Origin of the sequence: Cedecea neteri NBRC 105707 = ATCC 33855 (genome assembly GCF_001571265.1) — a bacterium.
Lineage (GTDB): Bacteria > Pseudomonadota > Gammaproteobacteria > Enterobacterales > Enterobacteriaceae > Cedecea > Cedecea neteri.
On sequence record NZ_BCTL01000007.1, the window covers coordinates 110,128 to 135,821 of the forward strand.

Annotated in this window: 19 protein-coding genes; 11 read left to right on the forward strand and 8 right to left on the reverse strand. The window is 53.7% G+C overall.

Features of this window, described 5'->3' with window-relative positions; translation table 11 throughout:
* Positions 1-129: 129 nt before the first annotated feature.
* The gene (locus tag CNE01S_RS03950; RefSeq protein WP_061273627.1) at positions 130-1,173 is read left to right on the forward strand and encodes a GMP reductase; all 1,044 of its coding nucleotides are present in this window, start codon (positions 130-132) and stop codon (positions 1,171-1,173) included.
* 29 nt (positions 1,174-1,202) lie between these two features.
* Here the strand turns inward: CNE01S_RS03950 and hofC are convergent, their stop codons facing one another.
* The 4 genes from hofC to nadC all read right to left on the reverse strand — a co-directional run bounded on the left by hofC (position 1,203) and on the right by nadC (position 5,310).
* Positions 1,203-2,411: a protein transport protein HofC gene (gene hofC / locus CNE01S_RS03955; protein WP_061273629.1), complete on the reverse strand. Its 1,209-nt coding sequence runs from the start codon at positions 2,409-2,411 to the stop codon at positions 1,203-1,205.
* Positions 2,404-3,783, reverse strand: a complete 1,380-nt coding sequence (gspE, locus tag CNE01S_RS03960; RefSeq protein ID WP_061273631.1) for a type II secretion system protein GspE — start codon at positions 3,781-3,783, stop codon at positions 2,404-2,406. Before gspE ends, hofC begins: the two co-directional genes overlap by 8 nt.
* Positions 3,780-4,235, reverse strand: a complete 456-nt coding sequence (gene ppdD, locus CNE01S_RS03965) for a prepilin peptidase-dependent pilin (RefSeq protein ID WP_061273633.1) — start codon at positions 4,233-4,235, stop codon at positions 3,780-3,782. The genes gspE and ppdD overlap by 4 nt, the downstream gene beginning before the upstream one ends.
* 184 nt (positions 4,236-4,419) lie before the next feature.
* Positions 4,420-5,310: a carboxylating nicotinate-nucleotide diphosphorylase gene (nadC, locus tag CNE01S_RS03970; protein WP_061273635.1), complete on the reverse strand. Its 891-nt coding sequence runs from the start codon at positions 5,308-5,310 to the stop codon at positions 4,420-4,422.
* A gap of 83 nt (positions 5,311-5,393) precedes the next feature.
* On the opposite strand from nadC, the gene ampD reads away from it, so the two are divergent.
* Both ampD and ampE read left to right on the forward strand, forming a co-directional pair.
* On the forward strand, positions 5,394-5,957 hold the full coding sequence (gene ampD, locus CNE01S_RS03975) for a 1,6-anhydro-N-acetylmuramyl-L-alanine amidase AmpD (protein WP_061273636.1): 564 nt from the start codon (positions 5,394-5,396) through the stop codon (positions 5,955-5,957).
* Entirely contained in the window at positions 5,954-6,808 is an 855-nt protein-coding gene (gene ampE / locus CNE01S_RS03980; protein WP_061273638.1) for a beta-lactamase regulator AmpE, read from the forward strand. The genes ampD and ampE overlap by 4 nt, the downstream gene beginning before the upstream one ends.
* Before the next feature lie 51 nt (positions 6,809-6,859).
* On the opposite strand, the gene aroP is transcribed toward ampE, so the two are convergent.
* Positions 6,860-8,230, reverse strand: a complete 1,371-nt coding sequence (gene aroP / locus CNE01S_RS03985) for an aromatic amino acid transporter AroP (RefSeq protein WP_169799396.1) — start codon at positions 8,228-8,230, stop codon at positions 6,860-6,862.
* Positions 8,231-8,767: 537 nt separating this feature from the next.
* Here aroP and pdhR point away from each other — a divergent pair.
* The 6 genes from pdhR (at position 8,768) to yacL (ending at position 19,583) form a co-directional block, all read left to right on the forward strand.
* Positions 8,768-9,532, forward strand: coding sequence for a pyruvate dehydrogenase complex transcriptional repressor PdhR (gene pdhR / locus CNE01S_RS03990; protein WP_039290334.1), 765 nt, complete (start codon positions 8,768-8,770; stop codon positions 9,530-9,532).
* Between the two features lie 120 nt (positions 9,533-9,652).
* Entirely contained in the window at positions 9,653-12,316 is a 2,664-nt protein-coding gene (gene aceE, locus CNE01S_RS03995; protein ID WP_061273643.1) for a pyruvate dehydrogenase (acetyl-transferring), homodimeric type, read from the forward strand.
* A 14-nt stretch (positions 12,317-12,330) separates the two neighbouring features.
* Positions 12,331-14,211, forward strand: a complete 1,881-nt coding sequence (gene aceF / locus CNE01S_RS04000; RefSeq protein ID WP_061273644.1) for a pyruvate dehydrogenase complex dihydrolipoyllysine-residue acetyltransferase — start codon at positions 12,331-12,333, stop codon at positions 14,209-14,211.
* 175 nt (positions 14,212-14,386) lie between these two features.
* Positions 14,387-15,811, forward strand: a complete 1,425-nt coding sequence (gene lpdA, locus CNE01S_RS04005) for a dihydrolipoyl dehydrogenase (protein WP_008461828.1) — start codon at positions 14,387-14,389, stop codon at positions 15,809-15,811.
* Positions 15,812-16,428: 617 nt separating this feature from the next.
* On the forward strand, positions 16,429-19,026 hold the full coding sequence (gene acnB, locus CNE01S_RS04010; protein ID WP_096754157.1) for a bifunctional aconitate hydratase 2/2-methylisocitrate dehydratase: 2,598 nt from the start codon (positions 16,429-16,431) through the stop codon (positions 19,024-19,026).
* 194 nt (positions 19,027-19,220) lie between these two features.
* On the forward strand, positions 19,221-19,583 hold the full coding sequence (yacL, locus tag CNE01S_RS04015; protein WP_061273651.1) for a protein YacL: 363 nt from the start codon (positions 19,221-19,223) through the stop codon (positions 19,581-19,583).
* 91 nt (positions 19,584-19,674) lie between these two features.
* Here the strand turns inward: yacL and CNE01S_RS04020 are convergent, their stop codons facing one another.
* Positions 19,675-20,022 carry a YacC family pilotin-like protein gene (locus tag CNE01S_RS04020; protein WP_008461833.1) on the reverse strand — a complete coding sequence of 116 codons (348 nt, stop codon included), beginning with the start codon at positions 20,020-20,022 and terminating at the stop codon, positions 19,675-19,677.
* Positions 20,023-20,165: 143 nt separating this feature from the next.
* On the opposite strand from CNE01S_RS04020, the gene cueO reads away from it, so the two are divergent.
* Positions 20,166-21,758: a multicopper oxidase CueO gene (gene cueO, locus CNE01S_RS04025; protein WP_061273653.1), complete on the forward strand. Its 1,593-nt coding sequence runs from the start codon at positions 20,166-20,168 to the stop codon at positions 21,756-21,758.
* A 49-nt stretch (positions 21,759-21,807) separates the two neighbouring features.
* Here cueO and CNE01S_RS04030 read toward each other — a convergent pair whose 3' ends face one another.
* Entirely contained in the window at positions 21,808-24,213 is a 2,406-nt protein-coding gene (locus CNE01S_RS04030) for a glucose/quinate/shikimate family membrane-bound PQQ-dependent dehydrogenase (protein ID WP_061273655.1), read from the reverse strand.
* Positions 24,214-24,394: 181 nt separating this feature from the next.
* Between CNE01S_RS04030 and hpt the strand changes: the two genes are divergently transcribed.
* A complete protein-coding gene (gene hpt / locus CNE01S_RS04035; RefSeq protein WP_008461837.1) occupies positions 24,395-24,931 on the forward strand; it encodes a hypoxanthine phosphoribosyltransferase in 537 nt (178 codons plus the stop codon).
* Between the two features lie 62 nt (positions 24,932-24,993).
* Here hpt and can read toward each other — a convergent pair whose 3' ends face one another.
* Complete coding sequence (can, locus tag CNE01S_RS04040; RefSeq protein ID WP_038475498.1) at positions 24,994-25,674, reverse strand: carbonate dehydratase; 681 nt, start codon at positions 25,672-25,674, stop codon at positions 24,994-24,996.
* Positions 25,675-25,694 lie beyond the last annotated feature (20 nt).

Below are 25,694 nucleotides of genomic sequence, written 5' to 3' on the forward strand. Positions count from 1 at the left end.
CGTAAAAAAGTCGGTTTTCGCAGTCTTGCGGAGTCATTATTACTGCGTATGATAGCGTCACTGGGGTTGGCCGTTGTTTCGCCGATCGTACTTATGTGTTCATCGCCATTCGACCCAGGGATTTGCAACATGCGTATTGAAGAAGATTTGAAGTTAGGTTTTAAAGACGTTTTAATCCGCCCAAAACGCTCCACTCTCAAAAGCCGTTCAGACGTTGAGCTGGAACGTCAATTCACATTCAAGCATTCCGGTATTACGTGGTCTGGCGTTCCTATTATTGCTGCAAATATGGACACCGTAGGCACATTCGCGATGGCGCAGGCGCTGGCCTCATTCGATATTCTTACCGCCGTGCACAAGCACTACTCTGTAGAAGAGTGGGGCAACTTTATTCGCTCCGTGCCTGAAAACCTGCTGTGCCATATCATGGTCTCAACCGGTACTTCCGATGCGGATTTTGCCAAAACTAAGCAGATTCTGGCTCTGACTCCTGCGCTGAAATTTATCTGCATAGACGTGGCAAACGGCTACTCTGAGCACTTCACTCAGTTCGTCAGCAAAGCCCGAGAAGCATGGCCTGACAAGGTTATCTGTGCGGGTAACGTGGTTACCGGTGAAATGTGTGAAGAGCTGATTCTGTCTGGGGCTGATATTGTGAAAGTTGGCATTGGCCCTGGTTCTGTATGTACCACGCGTGTTAAAACCGGCGTGGGCTATCCTCAGCTCTCCGCTGTCATTGAATGTGCTGATGCCGCGCACGGCCTGGGCGGGCAGATCGTCAGCGACGGTGGCTGTACCGTGCCGGGCGATGTGGCCAAAGCCTTCGGCGGTGGCGCTGATTTCGTTATGCTGGGCGGTATGCTCGCAGGGCATGAAGAAAGCGGTGGTTCCGTTGTTGAGCAGGATGGCGAGAAGTTTATGCTGTTCTACGGCATGAGCTCCGAGTCTGCCATGACCCGTCACGTAGGTGGTGTTGCACAGTACCGCGCCGCAGAAGGCAAAACGGTTAAGCTGCCTCTGCGTGGGCCGGTGGAAAACACCGCTCGCGATATCCTTGGTGGCCTGCGTTCTGCCTGCACTTATGTAGGTGCCTCACGTCTTAAAGAGCTGACTAAGCGCACAACTTTCATCCGCGTGGCGGAACAGGAAAACCGCGTTTTCAATAGCCTCTGATGAGCATCGATGACGTAGCTCAGGCTGCGTCATCCTCCTCCGCTCATAGCATCTCCCATCTGGAAAATAGGCAAATACATCGCTATTACTAGCGTGCCAATGATCAAGCCTATGACCAGCATCATTACGGGCTCCAGCGTGGCAGCAAGGTTTTCGGCGAGTTCCTGTGTTTTCTCATGATGCCAGCGTGCCAGACGCTCAAGCATGAGATCCAGAGAACCAGATTCTTCACCAATGCGAACCAACTGTTGGCAAAGTGGCGTGAAATATCCCGACTGCTCCAGCGCCTGCCATAAGGGCTTTCCTTCAGAAACCCGATCGCGTACATCAGCAATTTGCCGTTGCCAGAGGGTTTGGGTCAGCGTTTTCTCCACCGCTTCAAGGCCCTGCAACAGGGGAACGCCAGAATGCTGAGACAGCGTTAGCACGGTAAAGATCTGGCTGAGTAACTGGCCCCGCCTCAGCGGTGCAATCACCGGTATTTTTAACAGCAGTAATTGTTCTTTTTCCCGTACGCCGGGTCGAATACGGCGAAGCCACCCGCCGATAACCGCTAAAAGTACTGCGGTTAAAAACCACCATCCCCCTTGAGATGTTGCCCACTCTGAAAGGCTCATGACTGCCTGGGTGATAGCGGGCAGAGGAGCGTTAAAAGAACGATAGATATTGGCAAACTCAGGCAGAACAAACCCAACCATGCCTGCGGTTACCAGCAGTGCAACAATCAAAATAAAAAGCGGATAACGCAGGGCTTTCACAACCTTTTTGGTGAGCTGGTATTGTTGTTCTTGTTGCTCGACCAACCGCTGGCAGCACTCAGCAAGCCTCCCCGTCAATTCTCCGGTATGCAACAAGGCAATAAAAAGGGGAGGGAAGATATGGGGCCATTGCTTAAGCGCTTCCGAAAACGGTATACCCTGCGCTACCTGCCGCTCGATGTGCTGTAATAATGCAGACCATGCAGGTTTGGGATGTTGGCGGGCTATGAGCAACAGCGCGTCAGTTAAGGCAATACCGGCATGGAGTAGCGCTGCAAGTTGCCGGACAACGTCAATTTTTTGTTGAATATGCCAACCGGACCTTCCTGATAGCGATGATTTTTTAACAGAAATGAGCTGGAGTTGCTGCTGAGCAAGCTCCTCCTCAAGCGAAGTGCGTTCGCCGGCAAGTGTTTCACCACTCTTTAGTTGGCCTTCGTTGTCTATGGCCTCCCAGTGCCAGAGGAGAGGCTTAGGCATTTGGCACACCTAGCACACGGTAAACCTCTTCCAACGTTGTATGGCCTTGTTCTACGGCAACGCAGCCACTTTCGAAAAGGGTACTCATCCCTTGCTCTCTGGCGAGCATCTCAATTTTACTTGCGGGTTCGCCTTGCGTGATGGCTTGCTTTAGATCGGTGGATAGCGGCAGGATTTCAAATAAGGCTGTTCGCCCATAATATCCTCCGTAGCAACGTTCACATCCTGCTGCATGCCAATTGGGCAGCGCGGAAGGCCAAATGTGTTCAGGTAATAGTATGGCGGGTTCGTGGTGTGTTCTGCAGTGAGGACAAAGCTTTCTCACCAGTCTTTGAGCCACGATGATATTCACAGCAGACGCAATCATCCAGCGTGGAATAGCCATTTGCTCCAGGCGGACAAGCGTTTCAACGGTGGAGTTGGTGTGCAGCGTCGATAAAACAAGGTGCCCGGTCTGGGCTGCCTTGATAGCAATTTCTGCCGTTTCTCCATCCCTGATTTCACCGACCATAATGACGTCTGGATCCTGCCTCAGTAATGCGCGCAGGACGTGCTGAAAGGTGAGACCGGCCTTAGGGTTTATCTGCGTTTGATTCAGCCCTTCCTGAGGGATTTCTATCGGGTCTTCTACGCTGCAGACATTGATACCCGGCTGGTTAATCGCCGTCAGGGCGCTGTAGAGCGTAATTGTTTTTCCGCTGCCCGTTGGACCTGTTACCAAAATCATGCCCTGCGGAGCCTGGAGCGATTGCTCAAGTTGGCTGGTTTCATCCTCTGACATACCCAGAGAATGAATGTCCATATGCTGTTTACCCTGCTGAAGGAGCCGTAAAACGACCTTTTCACCATAGCGGCAAGGCAATGTCGAGACGCGGAATGACGCTTTCACGTCCTCGGTAAGGTAGTCCATTTGTCCATCCTGCGGCAGCCTCTTTTCTGCGATATCCAGATTAGCCAGAATTTTGAGCCTTGCCGTGATCGGCGCAGCCATTGCCTGAGGCAGTAACGGTTGGGATTGCAGCACGCCATCAATACGAAGCCGAATTCGATAGGCATTCTCGAAGGGCTCAAAATGGATATCGGATGCACGTTGCTGTACGGCGGCGGCAAGGGTTGTATTCAAGAGTGCGATCACTGAGCCGGTGCGGTCATGCTCCGAGGGTTGAGAAGACTCCCGTGTTTGCCATTTCTCGAGCCGCTCAATGGGCCAGATCTCTACATCGATGCGTTTATCGCAAAGAAAACGAAGTGCTTCGTACATTTGCTCGTTTGGGGCTTCTACAGTAGCAATTCGTACCGTGTCAGGCGTTTCCTCTACCAGTATGGCGTTGTAGTGCTGGCATAGGGCGTTAAGCTGTTCTTTTGTGCTCATTTGCCAGTCCCCGCTTCCGTTTCGTTAAAGCGGAATACATCTTCGCAGGCTTGTTTCAGCGGCGATCCATTCTCCGCATTGCAGACCCTTGTCCAGCCGGTTACGCCGTTTGCATCGTTCCACTGAGGCGTGAACGTTACCGCCAGCCCGTTCAGAGATTCCTGGCCGTTTAGCGTTACAATTCCGCTGGCAACGCTCATCGCGCTGATGTAACGCGTCGTTTTGGTTTCCGCGATGCCGTTACTGCCAGCATTGCAACCGGAGATCCCCCCACGCTCGATGGCACAAAGTTCGACGGCGGTACGATAGGGGAGGAAGGTTTGCAGCATATCGGTCAATGCTGCCTTACGAAGATAGTTTTGATACCCTGGAATGCCGATGGCGCTAAGAATGGCGATGATGCCTATCACCACCATAAGCTCGATTAGCGTAAATCCTTTTTGCTTGTTCATTTGTCGCTCCTTTGGTTAGAGAGCAACACTGTGCTGAACAGGCAAAGCAATAGCGAACAGGGAAACGGGTATTCAGGAAGTGCCTTCCGCGTTAGTTAACGCAGTTGTATGTATCGACAATCAAAATGGAAGTCGGCACGTAAAAAGACGGGCGCAGTACCGACTGGCCCGCCGTTGTATTGTGTTAGCGGAAACGCATCGACAAATCGAGGGCGTGTATATGTTTCGTCAGGGCGCCCACGGAGATGTAGTCCACGCCAGTATCAGCGAATGTTCTCAGGGTCTCTTTAGTGACGTTACCGGAGACTTCCAGGCGTGCTTTCCCTTGTGTAATTGCCACGGCCTCACGCATTTGCTCAACGGTAAAGTTGTCCAGCATGATGATGTCAGCCCCGGCTTTTAGCGCCAGCTCCAATTCATCCAGTGACTCAACTTCAACTTCTACCGGCACATCCGGATGCATCCAGAATGCTTTCTCCACTGCCTGACGGATAGAGCCGGAAGCAATAATGTGATTTTCTTTGATAAGGAAAGCATCGGAAAGGCCAAGTCGATGGTTGCTGCCACCGCCACATAGCACGGCATATTTCAGCGCGGTGCGCAGGCCGGGAAGCGTTTTACGGGTATCCAGCAACTGCGTTTTAGTGCCCTCAAGCAGCGCAACGTAGCTATGAACTTCGCTGGCTACGCCGGACAGCGTTTGCACAAAGTTTAGCGCGGTTCGTTCGCCGGTTAACAGAACACGTGCCGGGCCGTTAAGCTCAAACAGCGGCTGATTGCTGGTGACTTCATCGCCATCTTCAACATGCCAGGTCACTGTCACGTCTCCACCAAGCTGAATAAAGACTTCTTCGACCCAGCGTTTACCGCAAAAAATGCCATTTTCGCGGGTGATAACGACCGCATGCGACGTGCTTTCTGGGGGTAATAACTGTGCCGTGATGTCATTGTTCGGGTCGACTTCACCGCCTAGATCTTCCCGCAGCGCTTGCGATACGGCGAGAGGAATATCGAGGGTAATTCGTTCGAGCAGCTCGTCACGTCGGCGGTCAGGATTATAACGGCGGGGCGGCATGATAAAACTCCGGAATGAATAAGTTAGTATCGTTTCATGCTACTCTGAAGCGACTTCAAGTACCACTCTAAGGAGAACCTCTCATGCAGCTTAAAGACGGCTGGCTGGTGGGGGTAAAACATCTGCCATCCCCGCATTGTGACGGCCGACCGGAAGAGGAAAATCCCTCATTGCTGGTGGTGCACAATATCAGTTTGCCGCCGGGGGAGTTCGGTGGCCCCTGGATTGATGCATTATTTGCCGGAACGCTCGATCCTGAAGCGCATCCTTACTTTGCCGGTATTTCGCATTTGCGCGTGTCAGCCCATTGCCTGATTCGCCGGGACGGTGAAATTGTTCAGTATGTGCCTTTCGATAAGCGAGCCTGGCATGCGGGCGTCTCAAACTATCAGGGAAGGGAAAAGTGCAACGACTTTTCCATCGGTATTGAGCTGGAAGGTACCGATACGTTGGCTTACACCGACGCACAATATGAACAACTCACAGTTTTAGCTAACTTACTGATTCAACACTATCCTGATATGGCGAAACATATGACGGGCCACAGCGATATCGCGCCCGGGCGAAAGACCGATCCCGGCCCTTCGTTTGACTGGCCGCGCTTTTTGGGAGCGGTCCAAGAGGCTACTGACAAGGAGAGCACATGACCCTGTTTACCCTGCTGTTAGTTCTGATGGGCGAGCGATTGTTCAAAATGGGCGAGCACTGGCAGTTAGATCACCGTCTTGAAGTCCTGTTTGGACGGGTTAAGCATTTTTCTCTGTTAAGAACGCTGCTAATGACCGCTGCATTTATGGCCGTGGTTTTCCTGATCCTCCGCGCTTTGCATGGATTACTGTTCAACGTTCCACTGCTGGTATTCTGGATTGCGCTGGGTGTGCTGTGCATCGGGGCCGGCCAGGTCAGGCTGCATTACCATTCGTACCTTAAAGCTGCCAGCCACGATGATGAACATGCTCGAGATGCTATGGCTGCGGAACTGACCTTGATTCATGGTGTTCCGCCTGAGTGCAGCGAGCGTGAATACCTGCGAGAGCTACAAAACGCGCTGCTGTGGATTAACTTCCGTTTCTATCTTGCCCCGCTATTTTGGTTCGTGGTTGGCGGAGTCTGGGGGCCGGTCACGCTTGCGGGGTATGCTTTCCTGCGCGCATGGCAAACCTGGCTTGCCCGGCACCACACGCCGCATGAGCGTTTGCTCTCGGGTATTGATGGCATTCTTCACGTGCTGGACTGGGTGCCTGTTCGCCTTGTTGGGGTCGCTTATGCCCTGCTGGGTCACGGCGAGCGAGCGCTTCCTGCGTGGTTTGCTTCTCTTGCCGACAGGCATACCTCTCAGTATCAGGTCCTGACGCAGCTGGCGCAGTACTCGCTGGCACGAGAACCCCATCAGGATAAAATGAAAACGCCGAAAGCTGCGGTATCGCTGGCGAAGAAGATTTCATTGGTGATTGTAGCGGTTGTGGCGTTACTGACGATATACGGGACTTTGGTCTAGGATCAGAAGGCTTGTAACAAAACGCCCCGCATTTGCGGGGCGTTTTGTTTATCAGGCTTTAACCGTCTTCAGGTTTTTCTGCTTAAGGAAGTAACCGACGCCCAGAATCGCAATCCAGACTGGGATCAGGTAAACCGAGATGGCCATCCCCGGCGTAATCAACATGATGACCAGCACGGCAACCATGAACAGCAGGCAGACCCAGTTTCCTAAAGGATAGAACAGGGCAGGGAAACGGGTTTTGACCCCTTGCTGCTGTTTGGCGCGGCGGAACTTCATGTGCGCCAGGCTGATCATTGCCCAGTTGATCACCAGGGCAGAGACCACCAGAGCCATCAGCAGGCCGAAAGCGGATTCCGGTGCCAGGTAGTTAATCAGCACGCAGAGGGCGGTAAAGCCGGCGGAAACCAGAATCGTGTTCACCGGTACACCGCGCTTATCGACGCTTTTCAGCATTTTAGGCGCGTTGCCCTGTTGCGCCAGGCCAAACAGCATACGGCTGTTGCAGTAAACGCAGCTGTTGTAAACCGACAGGGCGGCGGTAAGCACCACAACATTCAGCGCGTTGGCAACGAAGGTATCGCCCAGCTCATGGAAGATCAGTACGAACGGGCTGGTATCAGCGGTAACGCGCGTCCACGGCAGCAGAGACAGCAGAATCGCCAGCGAACCCACATAGAAAATCAGAATACGGTAGATAACCTGGTTGGTCGCTTTTGGAATGCTCACTTCCGGGTTGTCGGCTTCGGCAGCGGTAATACCGACCAGCTCAAGCCCGCCGAAGGAGAACATAATAATAGCCATCATCATGACCAGCCCGGTGATGCCGTGCGGCAGGAAGCCACCCTGATCCCAAAGGTTGCTGACAGATGCCTGTGGGCCACCGTTGCCGCTAAACAGCAGCCAGCCACCGAACAAAATCATGGCGATAACGGCCACCACTTTGATGATGGCGAACCAGAATTCCATCTCACCAAAGACTTTCACGTTAGTTAAGTTGATGGCGTTGATAGCGACGAAGAACACTGCCGCCGTGGCCCAGGTCGGGATCTCCGGCCACCAGAATTGGATGTACTTGCCGACAGCCGTGAGTTCAGCCATGGCGACCAGAACATAGAGTACCCAGTAGTTCCAGCCGGAAGCGAAGCCCGCGAAACCGCCCCAGTACTTATAAGCGAAATGGCTGAATGACCCGGCTACCGGCTCCTCAACGACCATTTCGCCCAGTTGGCGCATAATTAAAAAAGCGATAAACCCGGCGATGGCATAGCCGAGAATAATTGCCGGACCTGCGGACTGGATGACGGATGCGCTGCCCAGAAACAGGCCCGTCCCGATAGCTCCACCCAGCGCGATAAGCTGAATGTGGCGGTTTTTGAGACCGCGCTTCAGCGTGTCGCCGTGCTGTTGACCTTCCATCATGTAACCTCGTAGTGGTTAATGTCTGCGCTACATTGACGCGGATGTAATTGTTGTGTTCCGTAACGTGTAGTATTTTTTTTACGGCTATCAATTATGAATTTTGCGGATAGGGCTACCGCATCGCAAAGAATAATGTTAAGCGCATGCCTTTGCACCTGGTTTCTGCCACTGCTCTGACGAGTTGGGCAAAAAGAAACCATTTGTAAAAAAGGGGGGAGGGAAATGTGAGTCCGGAATACTTCTTGAGCTGCCGTTTTGCGTCACAAAAATGACATACATTCACCGTGTCTCTCGGTTGTTTTTGAAAAATATATCGTTTCATAAACGTTAACTTACCGCTTTGTGGGTAAACGCGAGTTAGTGTCCAGGTTATGGTTTTGAAAACCCCTTCTTTTGTTATTGTTAAAATGTGCCTGCTTTCATGATTTCAATCAAAACCAATATGGACAGAAGGTGAATACTTTGTTACTTTTAGCCTCACGAACGTGAAATTGGTCTTACCAATTGACTCCGGGCTAATGGCAGAGATAGGGAACGATGGCCTACAGCAAAATCCGCCAACCAAAATTATCCGATGTGATAGAGCAGCAGCTGGAGTTTCTCATCCTTGAGGGCACTCTACGCCCGGGCGAAAAACTTCCACCTGAACGCGAACTGGCGAAACAATTTGATGTTTCCCGTCCTTCGCTGCGCGAGGCTATCCAGCGTCTCGAAGCCAAGGGTTTGCTGCTTCGTCGCCAGGGCGGCGGTACTTTTGTCCAGAACAGCCTTTGGCAGAGCCTGAGCGACCCGCTGGTCGAACTGCTCTCAGACCATCCCGAATCCCAGTTTGATCTGCTAGAAACCCGCCATGCTCTTGAAGGCATTGCCGCCTATTACGCGGCGCTGCGCGGAACAGAAGAAGATCTCTCGCGCATTGGTGATTGCCATATTGCCATCCAGCAGGCTCAGGAGTCCGGCGATTTAGACGCCGAAGCCGATGCCGTCATGCAGTATCAAATTGCCGTAACCGAAGCCGCGCATAATGTTGTGCTTCTGCATTTATTGCGCTGCATGGAGCCGATGCTCGAACAAAACGTTCGCCAGAATTTTGAATTGCTCTACGCGCGCCGCGAGATGTTGGCGCAAGTGAGCAGCCATCGCGCCAGCATTTTTGCGGCGATTATGGCTCGCCAGCCGGAGCAGGCGCGAGAAGCGTCGCACCGTCACCTGGCGTTTATTGAGGAAATATTGCTGGATCGCAGCCGCGAGCAGAGTCGTCGTGAACGCTCTCTCCGTCTCCTTCAGCAACGTAAGGATTAAGCGCCAAACTTTAGCGCGCGGCAACTAAACACAGAACCTGTCTTATTGTGTTTTCTCGCGAAAATACAATGGGACAGGTTCCAGATAATCAACGTATTAGACAGATAAGGAATACCCCCCATGTCAGAACGTTTCCCAAATGACGTGGATCCGATTGAAACTCGCGACTGGCTACAGGCGATCGAATCGGTTATCCGTGAAGAAGGTGTTGAGCGTGCACAGTATCTGATTGATCAGCTGCTGTCCGAAGCCAGCAAAGGCGGCGTGAAAGTCGCTGCTTCTGCAGGTGCTCGCAACTATGTGAACACCATTGCCGTTGAAGACGAACCGGAATACCCGGGCAATCTGGATCTGGAACGCCGTATTCGTTCTGCTATCCGCTGGAACGCCATCATGACCGTTCTGCGTGCATCCAAGAAAGATCTGGAACTGGGCGGCCACATGGCATCCTTCCAGTCTTCTGCGACCGTTTACGAAGTGTGCTTCAACCACTTCTTCCGTGCAGCCAACGAGAAAGACGGCGGCGATCTGGTGTACTTCCAGGGCCACATCTCTCCGGGTATCTACGCACGTGCTTTCCTTGAAGGCCGCCTGACCGAAGAGCAAATGAACAATTTCCGTCAGGAAGTTCATGGTAAAGGTCTGTCTTCTTATCCGCACCCTAAACTGATGCCAGAATTCTGGCAGTTCCCGACCGTTTCTATGGGTCTGGGCCCAATCGGTGCGATCTACCAGGCTAAATTCCTGAAATATCTGGAACACCGTGGCCTGAAAGATACCTCTGAGCAAACCGTATACGCCTTCCTGGGCGACGGTGAAATGGATGAGCCAGAATCTAAAGGTGCGATCACCATCGCGACCCGTGAGAAGCTGGACAACCTGTGCTTCATCATCAACTGTAACCTGCAGCGTCTGGATGGTCCGGTCACCGGTAACGGCAAGATCATCAACGAACTGGAAGGCATCTTCAGCGGTGCTGGCTGGAACGTTATCAAAGTGATGTGGGGCGGTCGTTGGGATGAGCTGCTGCGTAAAGATACCAGCGGTAAACTGATCCAACTGATGAACGAAACCGTTGACGGTGACTACCAGACCTTCAAATCCAAAGACGGTGCTTACGTTCGTGAGCACTTCTTCGGCAAATACCCTGAAACCGCAGCGCTGGTTGCAGACTGGACTGATGAGCAGATCTGGGCCCTGAACCGCGGTGGTCACGATCCGAAGAAAGTCTACGCTGCACTGAAGAAAGCGCAGGAAACCAAAGGTAAAGCGACCGTTATCCTGGCCCACACCATCAAAGGTTACGGCATGGGCGATACCGCAGAAGGTAAAAACATCGCTCACCAGGTGAAGAAAATGAACATGGACGGTGTGCGTTACATCCGCGACCGTTTCAACGTGCCAGTGACCGATGAGCAGGTAGAAAACCTGTCTTACATCACCTTCCCTGAAGGCACTGAAGAGCACAAGTACCTGCACGAACGTCGTCAGGCGCTGAAAGGCTACCTGCCTGCTCGTCAGCCAAACTTCTCTGAAAAACTGGAACTGCCTGCGCTGGAAGACTTCTCTCAGCTGCTGGAAGAGCAGAATAAAGAGATCTCCACCACCATCGCCTTCGTTCGTGCCCTGAACGTGATGCTGAAGAACCCGTCTATCAAAGACCGTCTGGTTCCAATCATCGCCGATGAAGCGCGTACCTTTGGTATGGAAGGTCTGTTCCGTCAGATTGGTATCTACAGCCCGAACGGTCAGCAGTACACTCCGCAGGACCGTGAGCAGGTTGCTTACTATAAAGAAGACGAGAAAGGTCAGATTCTGCAGGAAGGGATCAACGAACTGGGTGCAGGCGCATCCTGGCTGGCTGCTGCGACCTCTTACAGCACCAACAACCTGCCGATGATTCCGTTCTACATCTACTACTCCATGTTCGGTTTCCAGCGTATCGGTGACCTGTGCTGGCAGGCTGGCGACCAACAGGCTCGCGGCTTCCTGGTAGGTGGTACTTCCGGTCGTACGACCCTGAACGGTGAAGGTCTGCAGCACGAAGATGGCCACAGCCACATTCAGTCTCTGACTATCCCTAACTGTATCTCTTACGACCCGTCTTACGCGTACGAAGTGGCTGTCATCATGCACGACGGTCTGACCCGTATGTACGGTGAAGCACAAGAGAACATTTACTACTACATCACCACCCTGAACGAAAACTACCACATGCCGGCTATGCCAGCAGGTGCCGAGGAAGGTATCCGTAAAGGTATCTACAAACTCGAAACCGTTGCAGGTAGCAAAGGTAAAGTTCAGCTGCTGGGCTCCGGTTCTATCCTGCGTCACGTGCGTGAAGCAGCACAGATCCTGGCGAACGACTACGGCGTGGGCTCTGACGTGTACAGCGTAACTTCCTTCACCGAACTGGCTCGTGATGGCCAGGATTGTGAGCGCTGGAACATGCTGCACCCAATGGAAACTCCGCGCGTTCCTTACATCGCTCAGGTGATGAACGACGCTCCAGCGGTAGCTTCTACTGACTATATGAAACTGTTCGCCGAGCAGGTTCGTACTTACGTACCAGCTGATGATTATCGCGTACTGGGCACCGACGGTTTCGGTCGTTCTGACAGCCGCGAAAACCTGCGTCACCACTTCGAAGTTGATGCTTCTTACGTGGTCGTAGCAGCCCTGGGCGAACTGGCTAAACGTGGCGAAATCGATAAGAAAGTGGTTGCAGACGCAATTATCAAATTCAACATCGATGCAGAAAAAGTTAACCCGCGTCTGGCGTAAGAGGTAAAGAGACAATGGCTATCGAAATCAAAGTACCAGACATCGGCGCTGATGAAGTTGAAATCACCGAGATTCTGGTCAAAGTTGGCGACAAAGTTGAAGCTGAACAGTCGCTGATCACTGTAGAAGGCGACAAAGCCTCTATGGAAGTTCCGTCTCCACAGGCTGGCGTCGTGAAAGAGATCAAAGTCTCTGTCGGCGACAAAACCGAGACCGGCAAACTGATCATGATTTTCGATTCCGCCGAAGGTGCAGCAGCCGCTGCACCTGCTAAGGCAGAAGAGAAGAAAGAAGCCGCGCCGGCCGCAGCACCTGCTGCCGCTGCTGCAAAAGAAGTTAACGTGCCGGACATCGGCGGTGACGAAGTAGAAGTTACCGAGATCATGGTGAAAGTGGGCGACACCGTTGCCGCTGAACAGTCTCTGATCACCGTAGAAGGCGACAAAGCTTCTATGGAAGTCCCTGCTCCGTTCGCGGGCGTGGTTAAAGAGATCAAAATCAGCACCGGCGACAAAGTGTCCACCGGCTCTCTGATCATGGTCTTCGAAGTGGCGGGTGCTGCACCTGCTGCCGCTCCGGCACAGGCTCCGGCCGCTGACGCAGCACCTGCGGCTTCCGGATCTAAAGAAGTTAACGTCCCGGACATCGGCGGTGACGAAGTTGAAGTCACTGAAGTGATGGTCAAAGTGGGCGACAAAGTTGCCGCAGAGCAGTCACTGATCACCGTTGAAGGCGACAAAGCTTCCATGGAAGTGCCTGCGCCATTCGCCGGTACCGTGAAAGAAATTAAAATCAGCACCGGCGACAAAGTGTCTACCGGCTCCCTGATCATGGTCTTCGAAGTGGAAGGCGCTGCGCCTGCTGCGGCCCCGGCTGCTGCACCAGCTCCAGCCGCTGCGGCACCAGCCCCGGCTGCAAAAGCCGCGGCGCCAGCTGCTAAAGCAGAAGGTAAATCTGAATTCGCTGAAAACGACGCGTACGTTCATGCGACTCCGCTGATCCGTCGTCTGGCTCGTGAGTTCGGCGTTAACCTGGCGAAAGTGAAAGGTACCGGCCGTAAAGGTCGTATCCTGCGCGAAGACGTTCAGGCTTACGTGAAAGACGCTGTTAAGCGCGCTGAAGCAGCTCCGGCTGCAACCGGCGGCGGTCTGCCGGGCATGCTGCCATGGCCGAAAGTAGACTTCAGCAAGTTCGGCGAAATCGAAGAAGTGGAAATGGGCCGCATCCAGAAAATCTCTGGTGCTAACCTGAGCCGTAACTGGGTGATGATCCCGCACGTTACCCACTTCGACAAAACTGATATCACCGATCTGGAAGCATTCCGTAAGCAGCAGAACGACGAAGCCGCTAAGCGTAAGCTGGATGTGAAGTTCACCCCTGTGGTGTTCATCATGAAAGCCGTTGCTGCCGCGCTGGAGCAGATGCCTCGCTTCAACAGCTCTCTGTCCGAAGATGGCCAGAAGCTGACGCTGAAAAAATACATCAACATCGGTGTGGCGGTTGATACCCCGAATGGTCTGGTTGTTCCGGTCTTCAAAGACGTGAACAAGAAGAGCATCACCGAGCTGTCTCGCGAACTGATGGCTATCTCCAAAAAAGCTCGCGACGGCAAGCTGACCGCTGGCGAAATGCAGGGCGGCTGCTTCACCATCTCCAGCCTGGGCGGTATCGGGACAACTCACTTCGCGCCGATTGTTAACGCGCCAGAAGTGGCTATCCTGGGTGTCTCCAAGTCTGCGATGGAACCGGTCTGGAACGGTAAAGAGTTCACGCCGCGTCTGATGATGCCGATGTCTCTTTCCTTTGACCACCGCGTAATCGACGGCGCTGATGGTGCACGCTTTATCACCATCATCAACAATATGCTGTCTGATATTCGCCGCCTGGTGATGTAATTGAAAAGCCGGCCAATCGGCCGGCTTTTTTCTGATAATCTCATGTGGTTTGTGAGGTTATTGGCGAAAGCGACAATTCGTGAGCCGTTTGTTGTTTCAAAATTGTTAACAATTTTGTAAACTGCGGGCGGATAGAACGACCCGGTGGACGACGGGTATAAATTAAGAGGTCATGATGAGCACAGAAATCAAAACTCAGGTCGTAGTACTTGGGGCAGGCCCAGCAGGTTACTCCGCAGCATTCCGCGCCGCGGATTTAGGTCTGGAAACCGTCATCGTAGAGCGTTACAGCACCCTCGGTGGTGTCTGTCTGAACGTCGGCTGTATCCCTTCTAAAGCGCTGCTGCACGTTGCTAAAGTTATCGAAGAAGCAAAAGCACTGGCCGAACACGGCATCGTTTTCGGTGAGCCGAAAACCGATATCGACAAAATTCGTACCTGGAAAGAAAAAGTTATCACTCAGCTGACCGGCGGCCTGGCGGGTATGGCCAAAGGCCGTAAAGTGAAAGTGGTAAACGGTCTGGGTAAATTCACCGGGGCTAACACCCTGGAAGTGGAAGGCGAAAACGGTAAAACCGTGATCAACTTCGACAACGCTATCATCGCGGCGGGTTCCCGTCCGATCGAGCTGCCGTTCATTCCTCATGAAGATCCACGCGTGTGGGATTCCACAGATGCGCTGGAGCTGAAATCCGTACCTAAACGCCTGCTGGTAATGGGCGGCGGTATCATCGGTCTGGAAATGGGCACCGTATACCATGCGCTGGGTTCAGACATTGACGTGGTTGAAATGTTTGACCAGGTTATCCCGGCTGCAGACAAAGACATCGTTAAGGTCTTCACCAAACGCATCAGCAAGAAATTCAACCTGATGCTGGAAACCAAAGTGACTGCCGTTGAAGCGAAAGAAGACGGCATCTACGTTTCCATGGAAGGCAAAAAAGCCCCTGCAGAACCACAGCGTTACGACGCGGTTCTGGTGGCTATCGGCCGCGTGCCGAACGGTAAAAACCTTGATGCAGGCAAAGCCGGCGTTGAAGTTGACGACCGTGGCTTTATCCGCGTTGACAAACAGCTGCGTACCAACGTACCGCACATCTTTGCTATCGGCGACATCGTCGGTCAGCCAATGCTGGCACACAAAGGTGTTCACGAAGGCCACGTTGCCGCAGAAGTTATCGCCGGGATGAAGCACTACTTCGATCCGAAAGTGATCCCATCTATCGCTTACACCGAGCCAGAAGTTGCATGGGTTGGCCTGACCGAGAAAGAAGCGAAAGAGAAAGGCATCAGCTACGAAACCGCCACCTTCCCGTGGGCTGCTTCTGGCCGTGCTATCGCTTCCGACTGCGCAGACGGTATGACCAAGCTTATCTTCGACAAAGAGACTCACCGCGTTATCGGTGGTGCGATTGTCGGGACCAACGGCGGCGAGCTGCTGGGCGAAATCGGTCTGGCTATCGAGATGGGCTGTGACGCAGAAGATATCGCGCTCACCATCCACGCTCACCCGACGCTGCACGAATCCGTTGGCCTGGCGGCTGAAGTATTCGAAGGCAGCATCACCGACCTGCCAAACGCCAAAGCGAAGAAAAAGTAACTTTCAGCGTTTGATAAAGCGGCCCTCCGGGGCCGTTTTTTTTGCCTGTAAAAGGCCGCCCTTGCGAGCGGCCAGTAGCTTAATTGCCCAGGTTCAAAATGAACTGAATGGTAATGTCTGAAATATTCCAGCCACCCATGCCCGGCGACTGGCTGCTACGCCAGCGAAGCAGGCCAAGAGTAACGTTACGGTAAATAATCTCTTGAACAAATCAGCATGTTAAGTTTGCAGTGAGTTACATCAATTTTCATAAGACTGTACGCAAAAAATACAATTCATCTTGCCGTGATTCATTTTCAAATGCAGAATAGACAGCGTTTGAGGCTTGCCACAAAACATCTCCTGTCATCGTGTGCTACCACTTTGTCAGGGCAAACGAACCGCCGAAAGGCGGTTTTTTTGTGCCTGAACGTCATATCAAAAAGTAATCTATTCCCCCTTAACGATTCAGCAAAGTTTTAATGTTGCTTTTTTGTAAACAGATTAACACCCCCTGAAAATCCTGATATGCTGCCCGACGCGGTACCGGGCATTTACCCTACAAACTGCTGTCTCACAGGAGCGTGAAGAGAGAGATCCGGTGGCGCCAAATGACAATGAGAGCGAGGAGAACCGTCGTGCTAGAAGAATACCGTAAGCACGTAGCTGAACGTGCCGCAGAAGGGATTGTTCCAAAACCCTTAGATGCTACCCAAATGGCCGCACTGGTTGAGCTGCTGAAAACCCCACCCGCAGGTGAAGAAGCATTCCTGTTAGATCTGATTACTAACCGTGTACCGCCGGGCGTTGATGAAGCCGCCTACGTGAAAGCAGGTTTCCTTGCTGCCATTGCCAAAGGCGATGCCACTTCCCCGCTGATCTCCCCTGAAAAAGCCATTGAACTGCTGGGCACCATGCAGGGTGGCTACAACATTCATCCGCTGATTGACGCGCTGGATAACGAAAAGCTGGCGCCGATTGCCGCCAAAGCGCTGTCCCACACGCTGCTGATGTTCGATAACTTCTACGACGTAGAAGAGAAAGCCAAAGCGGGCAACACTTACGCTCAGCAGGTGCTGAAGTCCTGGTCTGAAGCCGAGTGGTTCCTGTCTCGCCCTAAACTGGCCGAGAAAATCACCGTTACCGTTTTTAAGGTCACCGGCGAAACCAACACCGATGACCTGTCTCCTGCGCCGGACGCATGGTCCCGCCCGGACATCCCGCTGCACGCCCTGGCGATGCTGAAAAATGCCCGCGAAGGCATTGAGCCGGATCAGGCTGGAGCTATTGGCCCGATCAAGCAGATCGAAGCGCTGCAGAAAAAAGGTTTCCCTCTGGCCTACGTGGGCGATGTTGTGGGCACCGGTTCTTCCCGTAAATCCGCCACCAACTCCGTGCTGTGGTTCATGGGTGACGATATTCCGAACGTGCCAAACAAGCGCGGCGGTGGCGTTGTGCTGGGCGGCAAAATTGCCCCAATCTTCTTTAACACCATGGAAGATGCGGGTGCACTGCCGATCGAAGTTGACGTTAACGATCTGAATATGGGCGATGTGATCGACATTTACCCGTACAAAGGCGAAGTGCGTAATCACGACACCAACGCGATGATCGCCAACTTTGAACTGAAAACCGACGTGCTGCTGGACGAAGTCCGCGCCGGCGGCCGTATTCCGCTGATCATCGGCCGTGGCCTGACGACCAAAGCGCGTGAAGCGCTGAGCCTGCCGCACAGCGAAGTCTTCGTTCAGGCGAAAGACGTTGCGGCCAGCACCCGTGGTTACTCGCTGGCGCAGAAAATGGTTGGCCGCGCCTGTGGCGTGGAAGGTATTCGCCCAGGTGCTTACTGCGAGCCGAAGATGACTTCCGTAGGCTCCCAGGACACCACCGGCCCAATGACCCGTGATGAGCTGAAAGACCTGGCTTGCCTTGGCTTCTCTGCCGATCTGGTGATGCAGTCCTTCTGCCACACTGCCGCTTATCCAAAGCCGGTGGACGTGACAACTCACCATACTTTGCCTGACTTCATCATGAACCGTGGCGGCGTGTCTCTGCGTCCGGGCGATGGCGTCATTCACTCATGGCTGAACCGCATGCTGCTGCCGGATACCGTTGGCACCGGCGGTGACTCCCACACTCGTTTCCCAATTGGGATTTCCTTCCCGGCAGGTTCTGGTCTGGTGGCGTTTGCCGCGGCGACCGGCGTTATGCCTCTGGATATGCCTGAGTCCGTGCTGGTTCGCTTTAAAGGCAAAATGCAGCCGGGCATTACCCTGCGTGATTTGGTGCATGCTATTCCGCTGTACGCTATCAAACAGGGCCTGCTGACCGTTGAGAAGAAAGGTAAGAAAAACATCTTCTCTGGCCGAATCCTGGAAATCGAAGGTCTGCCAACGCTGAAAGTTGAGCAGGCGTTTGAGCTGACCGATGCTTCCGCTGAGCGTTCCGCCGCAGGTTGTACCATTAAGCTGGATCGCGAGCCAATTGAAGAGTATCTGAATTCCAACATCGTGCTGCTGAAGTGGATGATTGCCGAAGGTTACGGCGACCGTCGTACGCTTGAGCGCCGTATTCAGGGCATGGAAAAATGGCTGGCCGATCCGCAGCTGATGGAAGCCGACGCAGACGCAGAATACGCGGCAGTGATCGACATCGATCTGAACGATATCAAAGAGCCAATCCTCTGCGCGCCAAACGACCCGGATGATGCTCGTCTGCTGTCCGACGTGGCCGGTGAGAAGATTGACGAAGTGTTTATCGGTTCCTGCATGACCAACATCGGTCACTTCCGTGCTGCCGGTAAGCTGCTGGACAGCCACAAAGGTCAGCTGCCAACTCGCCTGTGGGTGGCTCCGCCAACCCGTATGGACGCGGCTCAGCTGACCGAAGAAGGTTATTACAGCGTGTTCGGTAAGAGCGGCGCCCGTATCGAAATTCCAGGCTGCTCCCTGTGCATGGGTAACCAGGCTCGAGTGGCGGATGGTGCGACGGTGGTATCGACTTCAACCCGTAACTTCCCGAACCGTTTGGGCACCGGGGCGAATGTCTTCCTGGCGTCCGCAGAGCTGGCGGCAGTCTCTTCCCTGCTGGGCAAGCTGCCAACACCTGATGAATATCAGACCTTCATGACTCAGGTTGATAAAACGGCGGTAGATACCTACCGCTACCTGAACTTTGACCAGCTTTCTCAGTACACTGAGAAGGCGGACGGCGTGATCTTCCAGACCGCCGTTTAAAAGCCAAATACCTTCACTCCGTGTTCTCCCTCTCCCTCTGGGAGAGGGCCGGGGTGAGGGCACCAGACTACTCTGCGTTTCTCTTTTTTATTTCTCCTCCTTCTACTCGCCACGCTGTTTTCCCCCCACTTTGCTGCGATAATTAAGCTATAGGCGTGGGTGAGGATTTCCCCCGCGATGTAGAGGAAACAGCGATGGACTATGAATTTCTGCGTGACATCACCGGCGTGGTGAAAGTGCGTATGTCGATGGGGCATGAGGTTGTCGGCCACTGGTTTAATGAAGAAGTGAAGGGCAATATGGCGCTTCTGGATGAAGTCGAGCAGGCCGTGCTCTCGGTGAAAGGCAGCGAGCGTCAGTGGCAGCGTGCCGGGCACGAATATACCCTGTGGCTGGACGAGAAAGAGGTCATCGTCCGCGCTAACCAGCTGGAAATCTCCGGCGATGAGATGGAAGAGGGGATGAGCTATTACGACGAAGAAAGCCTCTCTTTTTGCGGTGTAGAGGACTTCCTGCAGGTGGTTAACGCTTACCGGGAATTTATGCAGCAGCGTTAACCTATGTGGAGCCGTTAGCGCTCCACATCGTTTGGTTTTAGAGCCAGTGACCGTGGTTACACGGTCATTATTCTAGCCCCGGCGGGAAACGTTATTTAACGTAGGCCAGCAGGCTTAAGGAATCGCGCGCGAGAGATTTGCATTTTGTTGCCGTGGGGATGGCAATACCGCTTAAATCTTTGTAGCTGTCTTCACCCAACGCTTTCATGTTCCAGCTATCATAGTTGCTGAGATCCCATTGATTTTGTTGGGCAAAAAACACCAGAGCGCGTCGGATCTGGCCGTTAGGGAGATTTTGGTAGCCACAATCATTTTTTAAGAACACAAATACCGCAGTCAGATCGGCCATATCTTCTGCTTCAGACTCACTCAGCGCCAGGCTGCTGGTAGAAAAAGCCAGCAAAATGCCCAGTAATAACGCCCTAACTCCCATCTTCATCACGTCTACCACTTTTTCTCAGATACGAAACGTTAACACAGTTAAATAGGCGTCGACGATATTTATTATGAGCTTAAAACTTGACCTTACCGTTAGGGAAAGGTTTATGCTCGCCACAAGTATGCCAACGAAAGGAACTGACTATGCATCGCCGTAATTTTTTAAAATATACCGCGGCGCTGGGGGTTTTCAGCGCACTGCCGCTCTGGAGCCGAACCGCGCTGGCAGCCGAACGTCCGGCGTTGCCTGTCCCACCTTTGCTTGCCCCGGATGCTAAAAATAGCATTCGCCTCACCGTAAACGCTGGAAAGAGCGTTTTTGCCGGGAAATCGGCCACAACCTGGGGCTATAACGGCGCTTTGCTTGGCCCTGCGTTAAAACTAACGCAAGGGGAAGCCGTCACGGTCGATATTCATAATAGCCTGGCAGAAGAAACCACGGTGCACTGGCATGGGCTTGAGGTCGGCGGTGAAGTTGACGGCGGCCCGCAGGGCGTTATCGCGGCGGGTGGAAAGCGGAGCGTGACCTTTACGCCGCAGCAGCGCGCGGCGACCTGCTGGTTTCACCCGCATCAGCATGGCAAAACCGGGCATCAGGTGGCCATGGGACTTGGGGGCCTCGTATTAATTGAAGATAACGAAAGCGCCCAATTGATGCTGCCGAAGCAGTGGGGCATCGATGATATTCCGCTGATTATCCAGGACAAACGTTTTGGTAAAGACGGCGAGATTGACTACCAGCTGGACGTCATGAGCGCGGCCGTAGGCTGGTTCGGCGATACGCTATTGTGCAACGGTGCCGTTTATCCGCAGCATTCCAACCCGCGCGGCTGGCTGCGCCTGCGTTTGCTTAACGGCTGTAATGCTCGTTCACTGAACATCGCTGCCAGCGACAATCGCCCGCTTTACGTCATAGCCAGCGACGGCGGGCTGCTGGCCGAGCCGGTGAAAGTCACCGAGCTGGAAATCCTGATGGGGGAACGGTTTGAGGTGCTGGTAGATACCCGTGACGGCAAGCCATTTGATATCGTCACCCTGCCGGTGAAGCAAATGGGCATGACCGTGACGCCATTTGATAAGCCGGCGCCGATTGTTCATATCCAGCCGCTGATCATCGCTGCCTCTGGCACGTTGCCTGACAAGCTGGTCAATGTGCCTGCGCTGCCGTCGCTGGAAGGCGTGACCGAACGCTGGCTACAGCTGATGATGGACCCGATGCTCGACATGATGGGCATGCAGGCGCTGATGGATAAATACGGCATGCAGGCTATGGCAGGCATGTCGATGGCCGGCCACGGTGCTATGGGCAATATGGATCATGGCAACATGAAAAATATGGACCACAGCAGTATGGGGAATATGAATCACGGCGGCATGAGCCATGGGTTTGATTTCCACAACGCCAACAAAATCAATGGCAAAGCCTTTGATATGGCAACTCCAGCGTTTGCTGCGCAAAAGGGGAAATACGAGAAATGGACTATCTCAGGGGAAGGCGACATGATGCTGCACCCGTTCCATATTCACGGTACCCAGTTCCGCATTCTGTCAGAGAATGGCAGGCCGGTAGCGGCACATCGTCAGGGCTGGAAAGACACGGTGAAGGTGGAGGGCGCGCGCAGCGAAGTGCTGGTGAAGTTCGATCATGCCGCACCGAAGGAAGCGGCCTATATGGCGCACTGTCATCTGCTGGAGCATGAAGATACCGGTATGATGCTCGGTTTTACCGTCGCGTAAAAGCAAGAGCGGGTGGCCTGAGCCACCCGCTATGCGTTACAGCAATGAGTTACTTCGCGTCGTCCGGCAGAGCGTACGCCACAATATAATCCCCCATCTTCGTGCCGAAGGATCCGTGGCCACCTGCGGAAATCACCACATACTGTTTGCCGTTAACTTCATACGTCATCGGCGTAGCCTGTCCACCTGCTGGCAGACGCGCTTCCCACAGCTGTTTCCCATCACGCATATCAAACGCGCGCAGGTAGTTATCTGCGGTTGCGCCAATGAACATCACGTTACCGGCGGTGGAGATTGGGCCACCCAGCATCGGCATCCCCATGCGGAATTTCATTGGGATCCCGGTTGGGAACGGCATGCTGTCTTCCACGGTACCAATGCGTTTCTTCCACACGATCTCGTTGGTTTTCAGGTCAACGCCGGAGATGTAGCCCCAGGCTGGCTGTTTACACGGCAGGCCGAGCGGCGACAGGAACGGGTTCAGCGTGACGCCATAAGGCACGCCGTACTGCGGCTGAACGCCGGATTCAGTGCCTGAACCCTTGGCGTCTTTTGGCGGCTCCATTGGGTTGCCAGGGCCACGTGGAATCAGCTTAGACACGAACGGCAGCGCCATCGGGTTGGTCATCGCGACCTGGTTATTCGGGTCAACGGAAATCCCGCCCCACTCGAACATACCCAGGTTACCCGGGAAGACCAGCGTTCCTTTCTCTGAAGGCGGGGTAAAGATGCCTTCATAGCGCATGCTGTGGAACATCACGCGGCACAGCAGCTGGTCAAACATGGTTGCGCCCCACATATCCGCGCCGCTCAGATCTTTCTTCGGACGGAAGGTCAGCTCGGAGAACGGCTGAGTAGGGGAAACATGGTCACCTTTAGCGGCGCCCTGCGGGACCGGTTGTTCCGGCGCAGGAACCACTAATTTACCGTCGCGGCGATCCAGCACAAAGATGTTGCCGGTTTTGGCCGGAGCGTAAACCACCGGAACTTTATTGCCGCTCTTGTCGGTAATATCCGCAAGGGTTGGCTGGGCAGGCATGTCCATATCCCACAGGTCGTGGTGTACGGTCTGATAGGACCAGGCCAGCTTACCGGTGGTGGCATTCAGCGCCACAATGCTGCTGGCGTAGCGTTCCTGCTCAGGCGTGCGGTTGCCGCCCCAGATGTCCGGCGTAGTCACGCCCATCGGCAGATAAACCAGATCCAGTTTTGCATCATAAGCCGCTGGAGCCCACGAGTTCGGGGAGTTCAGCGTGTAATGATGCCCGTCATCCGGGATAACGTTTGGATCTTTCGCGCCAGGGTCAAACGCCCACAGCAGTTTACCGGTGTTAACGTCAAAACCACGGATTACGCCGGAAGGCTCACGGGTAGAGAAGTTGTCGGTCACCGCGCCGGCAATCACAATCACCTTGTCGGTCACGATCGGCGGTGAAGTCGGCTCATACATCCCCGGCGTGGTCACCGGCTGATTGGTTTGCAGGTTCAGGATGCCTTTGTTCGCAAAGCTCTCGCACAGCTTGCCGGTGTCGGCATTAAGAGCAAACAGGCGACCGTCGTTCACCGGCAGAATAATGCGGCGAGGACAGTCGGCCACAACGTCCGCAGAGGCGTTATCCGCTGTGGCTTCGTGGTAAGAAACGCCCCGGCAGGTCACGTGCTGGAACGAAGGATCGGTATTTAACTGAGGGTCAAACTTCCACTTCTCTTTCCCGGTAGACGCATCCAGCGCGAACAGTTGTTGGTGCGCGGTACACAGGTAAAGCATATCGCGGATTTTGATCGGGGTGACTTCGTTGGTGATTTCACCAGGGTCGGTAGCACGCTTCACGTCGCCGGTCTGGAAGCGCCAGGCTTCCTTCAACTGACCCACGTTTTGCGTGGTGATCTGCTTGAGCGGGGAGAAACGCTGCCCTTCCTGATTCCGGCCATAGGCAGGCCAGTCGGCATCAGGAATTGAAGACTCGGCGGCGGCGGTGGTGTTATCCAACTGCAGCGTACCGTTGATCTCCTGCGGGTCGTTAAAGCCCGCCCAGACCAGCACGACGGCGGTAATCAGCAGAGAAACCACCAGCGATGCAGCCGCACCGCTTGCCGGAATCACCAGGCGGCGAGACACAAACGGCAGCAGGAGCCAGACGCCGAAGAACACCAGCACGTCGCAGCGTGGTGTCAGCGCCCAGAAGTCGAAGCCGACTTCCCAGACGCCCCAGGCCATAGTACATAGCAGCAGGGCTGCGTAGAGCCAAAGCGCAGAGGCTTTGCTTTTCCACAGCAGCCAGGCGACGCCGAGCATCACCAGGCCGGCGATCGGGTAATACCACGACCCGCCGATAGCCACTAACCATATCCCGCCAAAGAGTAAATAGAGCCCGCAAAGAACGGCAAAGAGGGCTGAGAGGGTCACAAATAGTTGCGATCCGGTTTTATTTGTATTCACAATTATCACACTCATAAAGGTTTGATAGCATTTAATTATAGTTATTAACAAGTGTGATGGTTGTCACATTTATGGCTTTTTTTTGAAGTGCGGATGTGAGGGCCATTTGCTGGTATACTCCTCGCCTCAATATTTTGTGTTGGCTGTAGGTTCACCAGCATTAAATGATTTGTTTTTAAATCATATGGTTAGAGATATGAAACATACTGTTGAAGTGATGATCCCGGAAGCGGAGATCAAAGCCCGTGTTGCTGAACTGGGTCGTCAAATCACCGAACACTATCGCGACAGCGGCAGTGACATGGTGCTGGTAGGTCTGCTGCGCGGTTCATTTATGTTTATGGCGGATCTGTGCCGTGAAGTGCAGGTGTCCCACGAAGTCGATTTTATGACCGCCTCCAGCTACGGCAGCGGCATGTCCACTACTCGTGACGTGAAGATCCTCAAAGATCTGGATGAAGACATTCGCGGGAAAGACGTGCTGATCGTGGAAGACATTATTGACTCCGGCAACACCCTGAGCAAAGTGCGTGAAATCCTGAGCCTGCGTGAGCCAAAATCTCTGGCCATTTGTACGCTGCTGGACAAACCAACCCGCCGCGAAGTGAACGTTAACGTTGAATACGTTGGCTTCTCTATTCCGGACGAGTTCGTGGTGGGCTACGGCATCGACTACGCCCAGCGCTATCGCCACCTGCCGTTCGTTGGCAAAGTGGTTATGCTCGACGAGTAAAAGTCGCTAGCTAACAAAAAAGGGCCTTAAAAGGCCCTTTTTGCTATCCACTTTTGCTGGGATTACTGCGAAGCTGCGCGATTCCGGTGGCTATGGTGGGTATTTTTCAGGTTGGAAATCCCGCTGCGGTAACCTTGCTCGAGTGACTCGCGGCTGGTGGCCGTTACTTCAAGGTCGCGCAGGCGCCCGTCGTGAATACCGTAGACCCAGCCGTGAACCGTGACTTTCTGGCCGCGCTTCCAGGCAGACTGCATGATGGTGGAATGGCCGATGTTGTACACCTGCTCCATGACGTTCAGCTCACAGAGCGTATCCATCCGCTGTTCCGGTGCCAGTTCCCCTAAGAGCGAACTATGCTTGAACCACAGGTCGCGAATGTGCAGCAGCCAGTTGTTAATTAAGCCCAGCTCCGGGTTCTCTACCGCAGCCTGCACGCCGCCGCAGCCGTAGTGGCCGCAAATAATAATGTGCTCAACTTCAAGCACGTCTACGGCGTACTGCACCACGGAAAGGCAGTTCAGGTCGGTATGAACAACCAGGTTTGCCACGTTGCGGTGAACGAAGAGTTCGCCTGGTTCCAGGCCGGTAAGGCGTTCAGCGGGAACACGGCTGTCGGAGCAGCCAATCCAGAGAAAGCGGGGTTTTTGTGCCTGGGCAAGTCTTTCGAAGAAACCCGGGTCTTCCTCAACCAGCATTTTTGACCAAAGTTCATTATTGCTGATAAGGGAATCAATGTCTTTCATGTGAGGTTAACGCCTGTCAC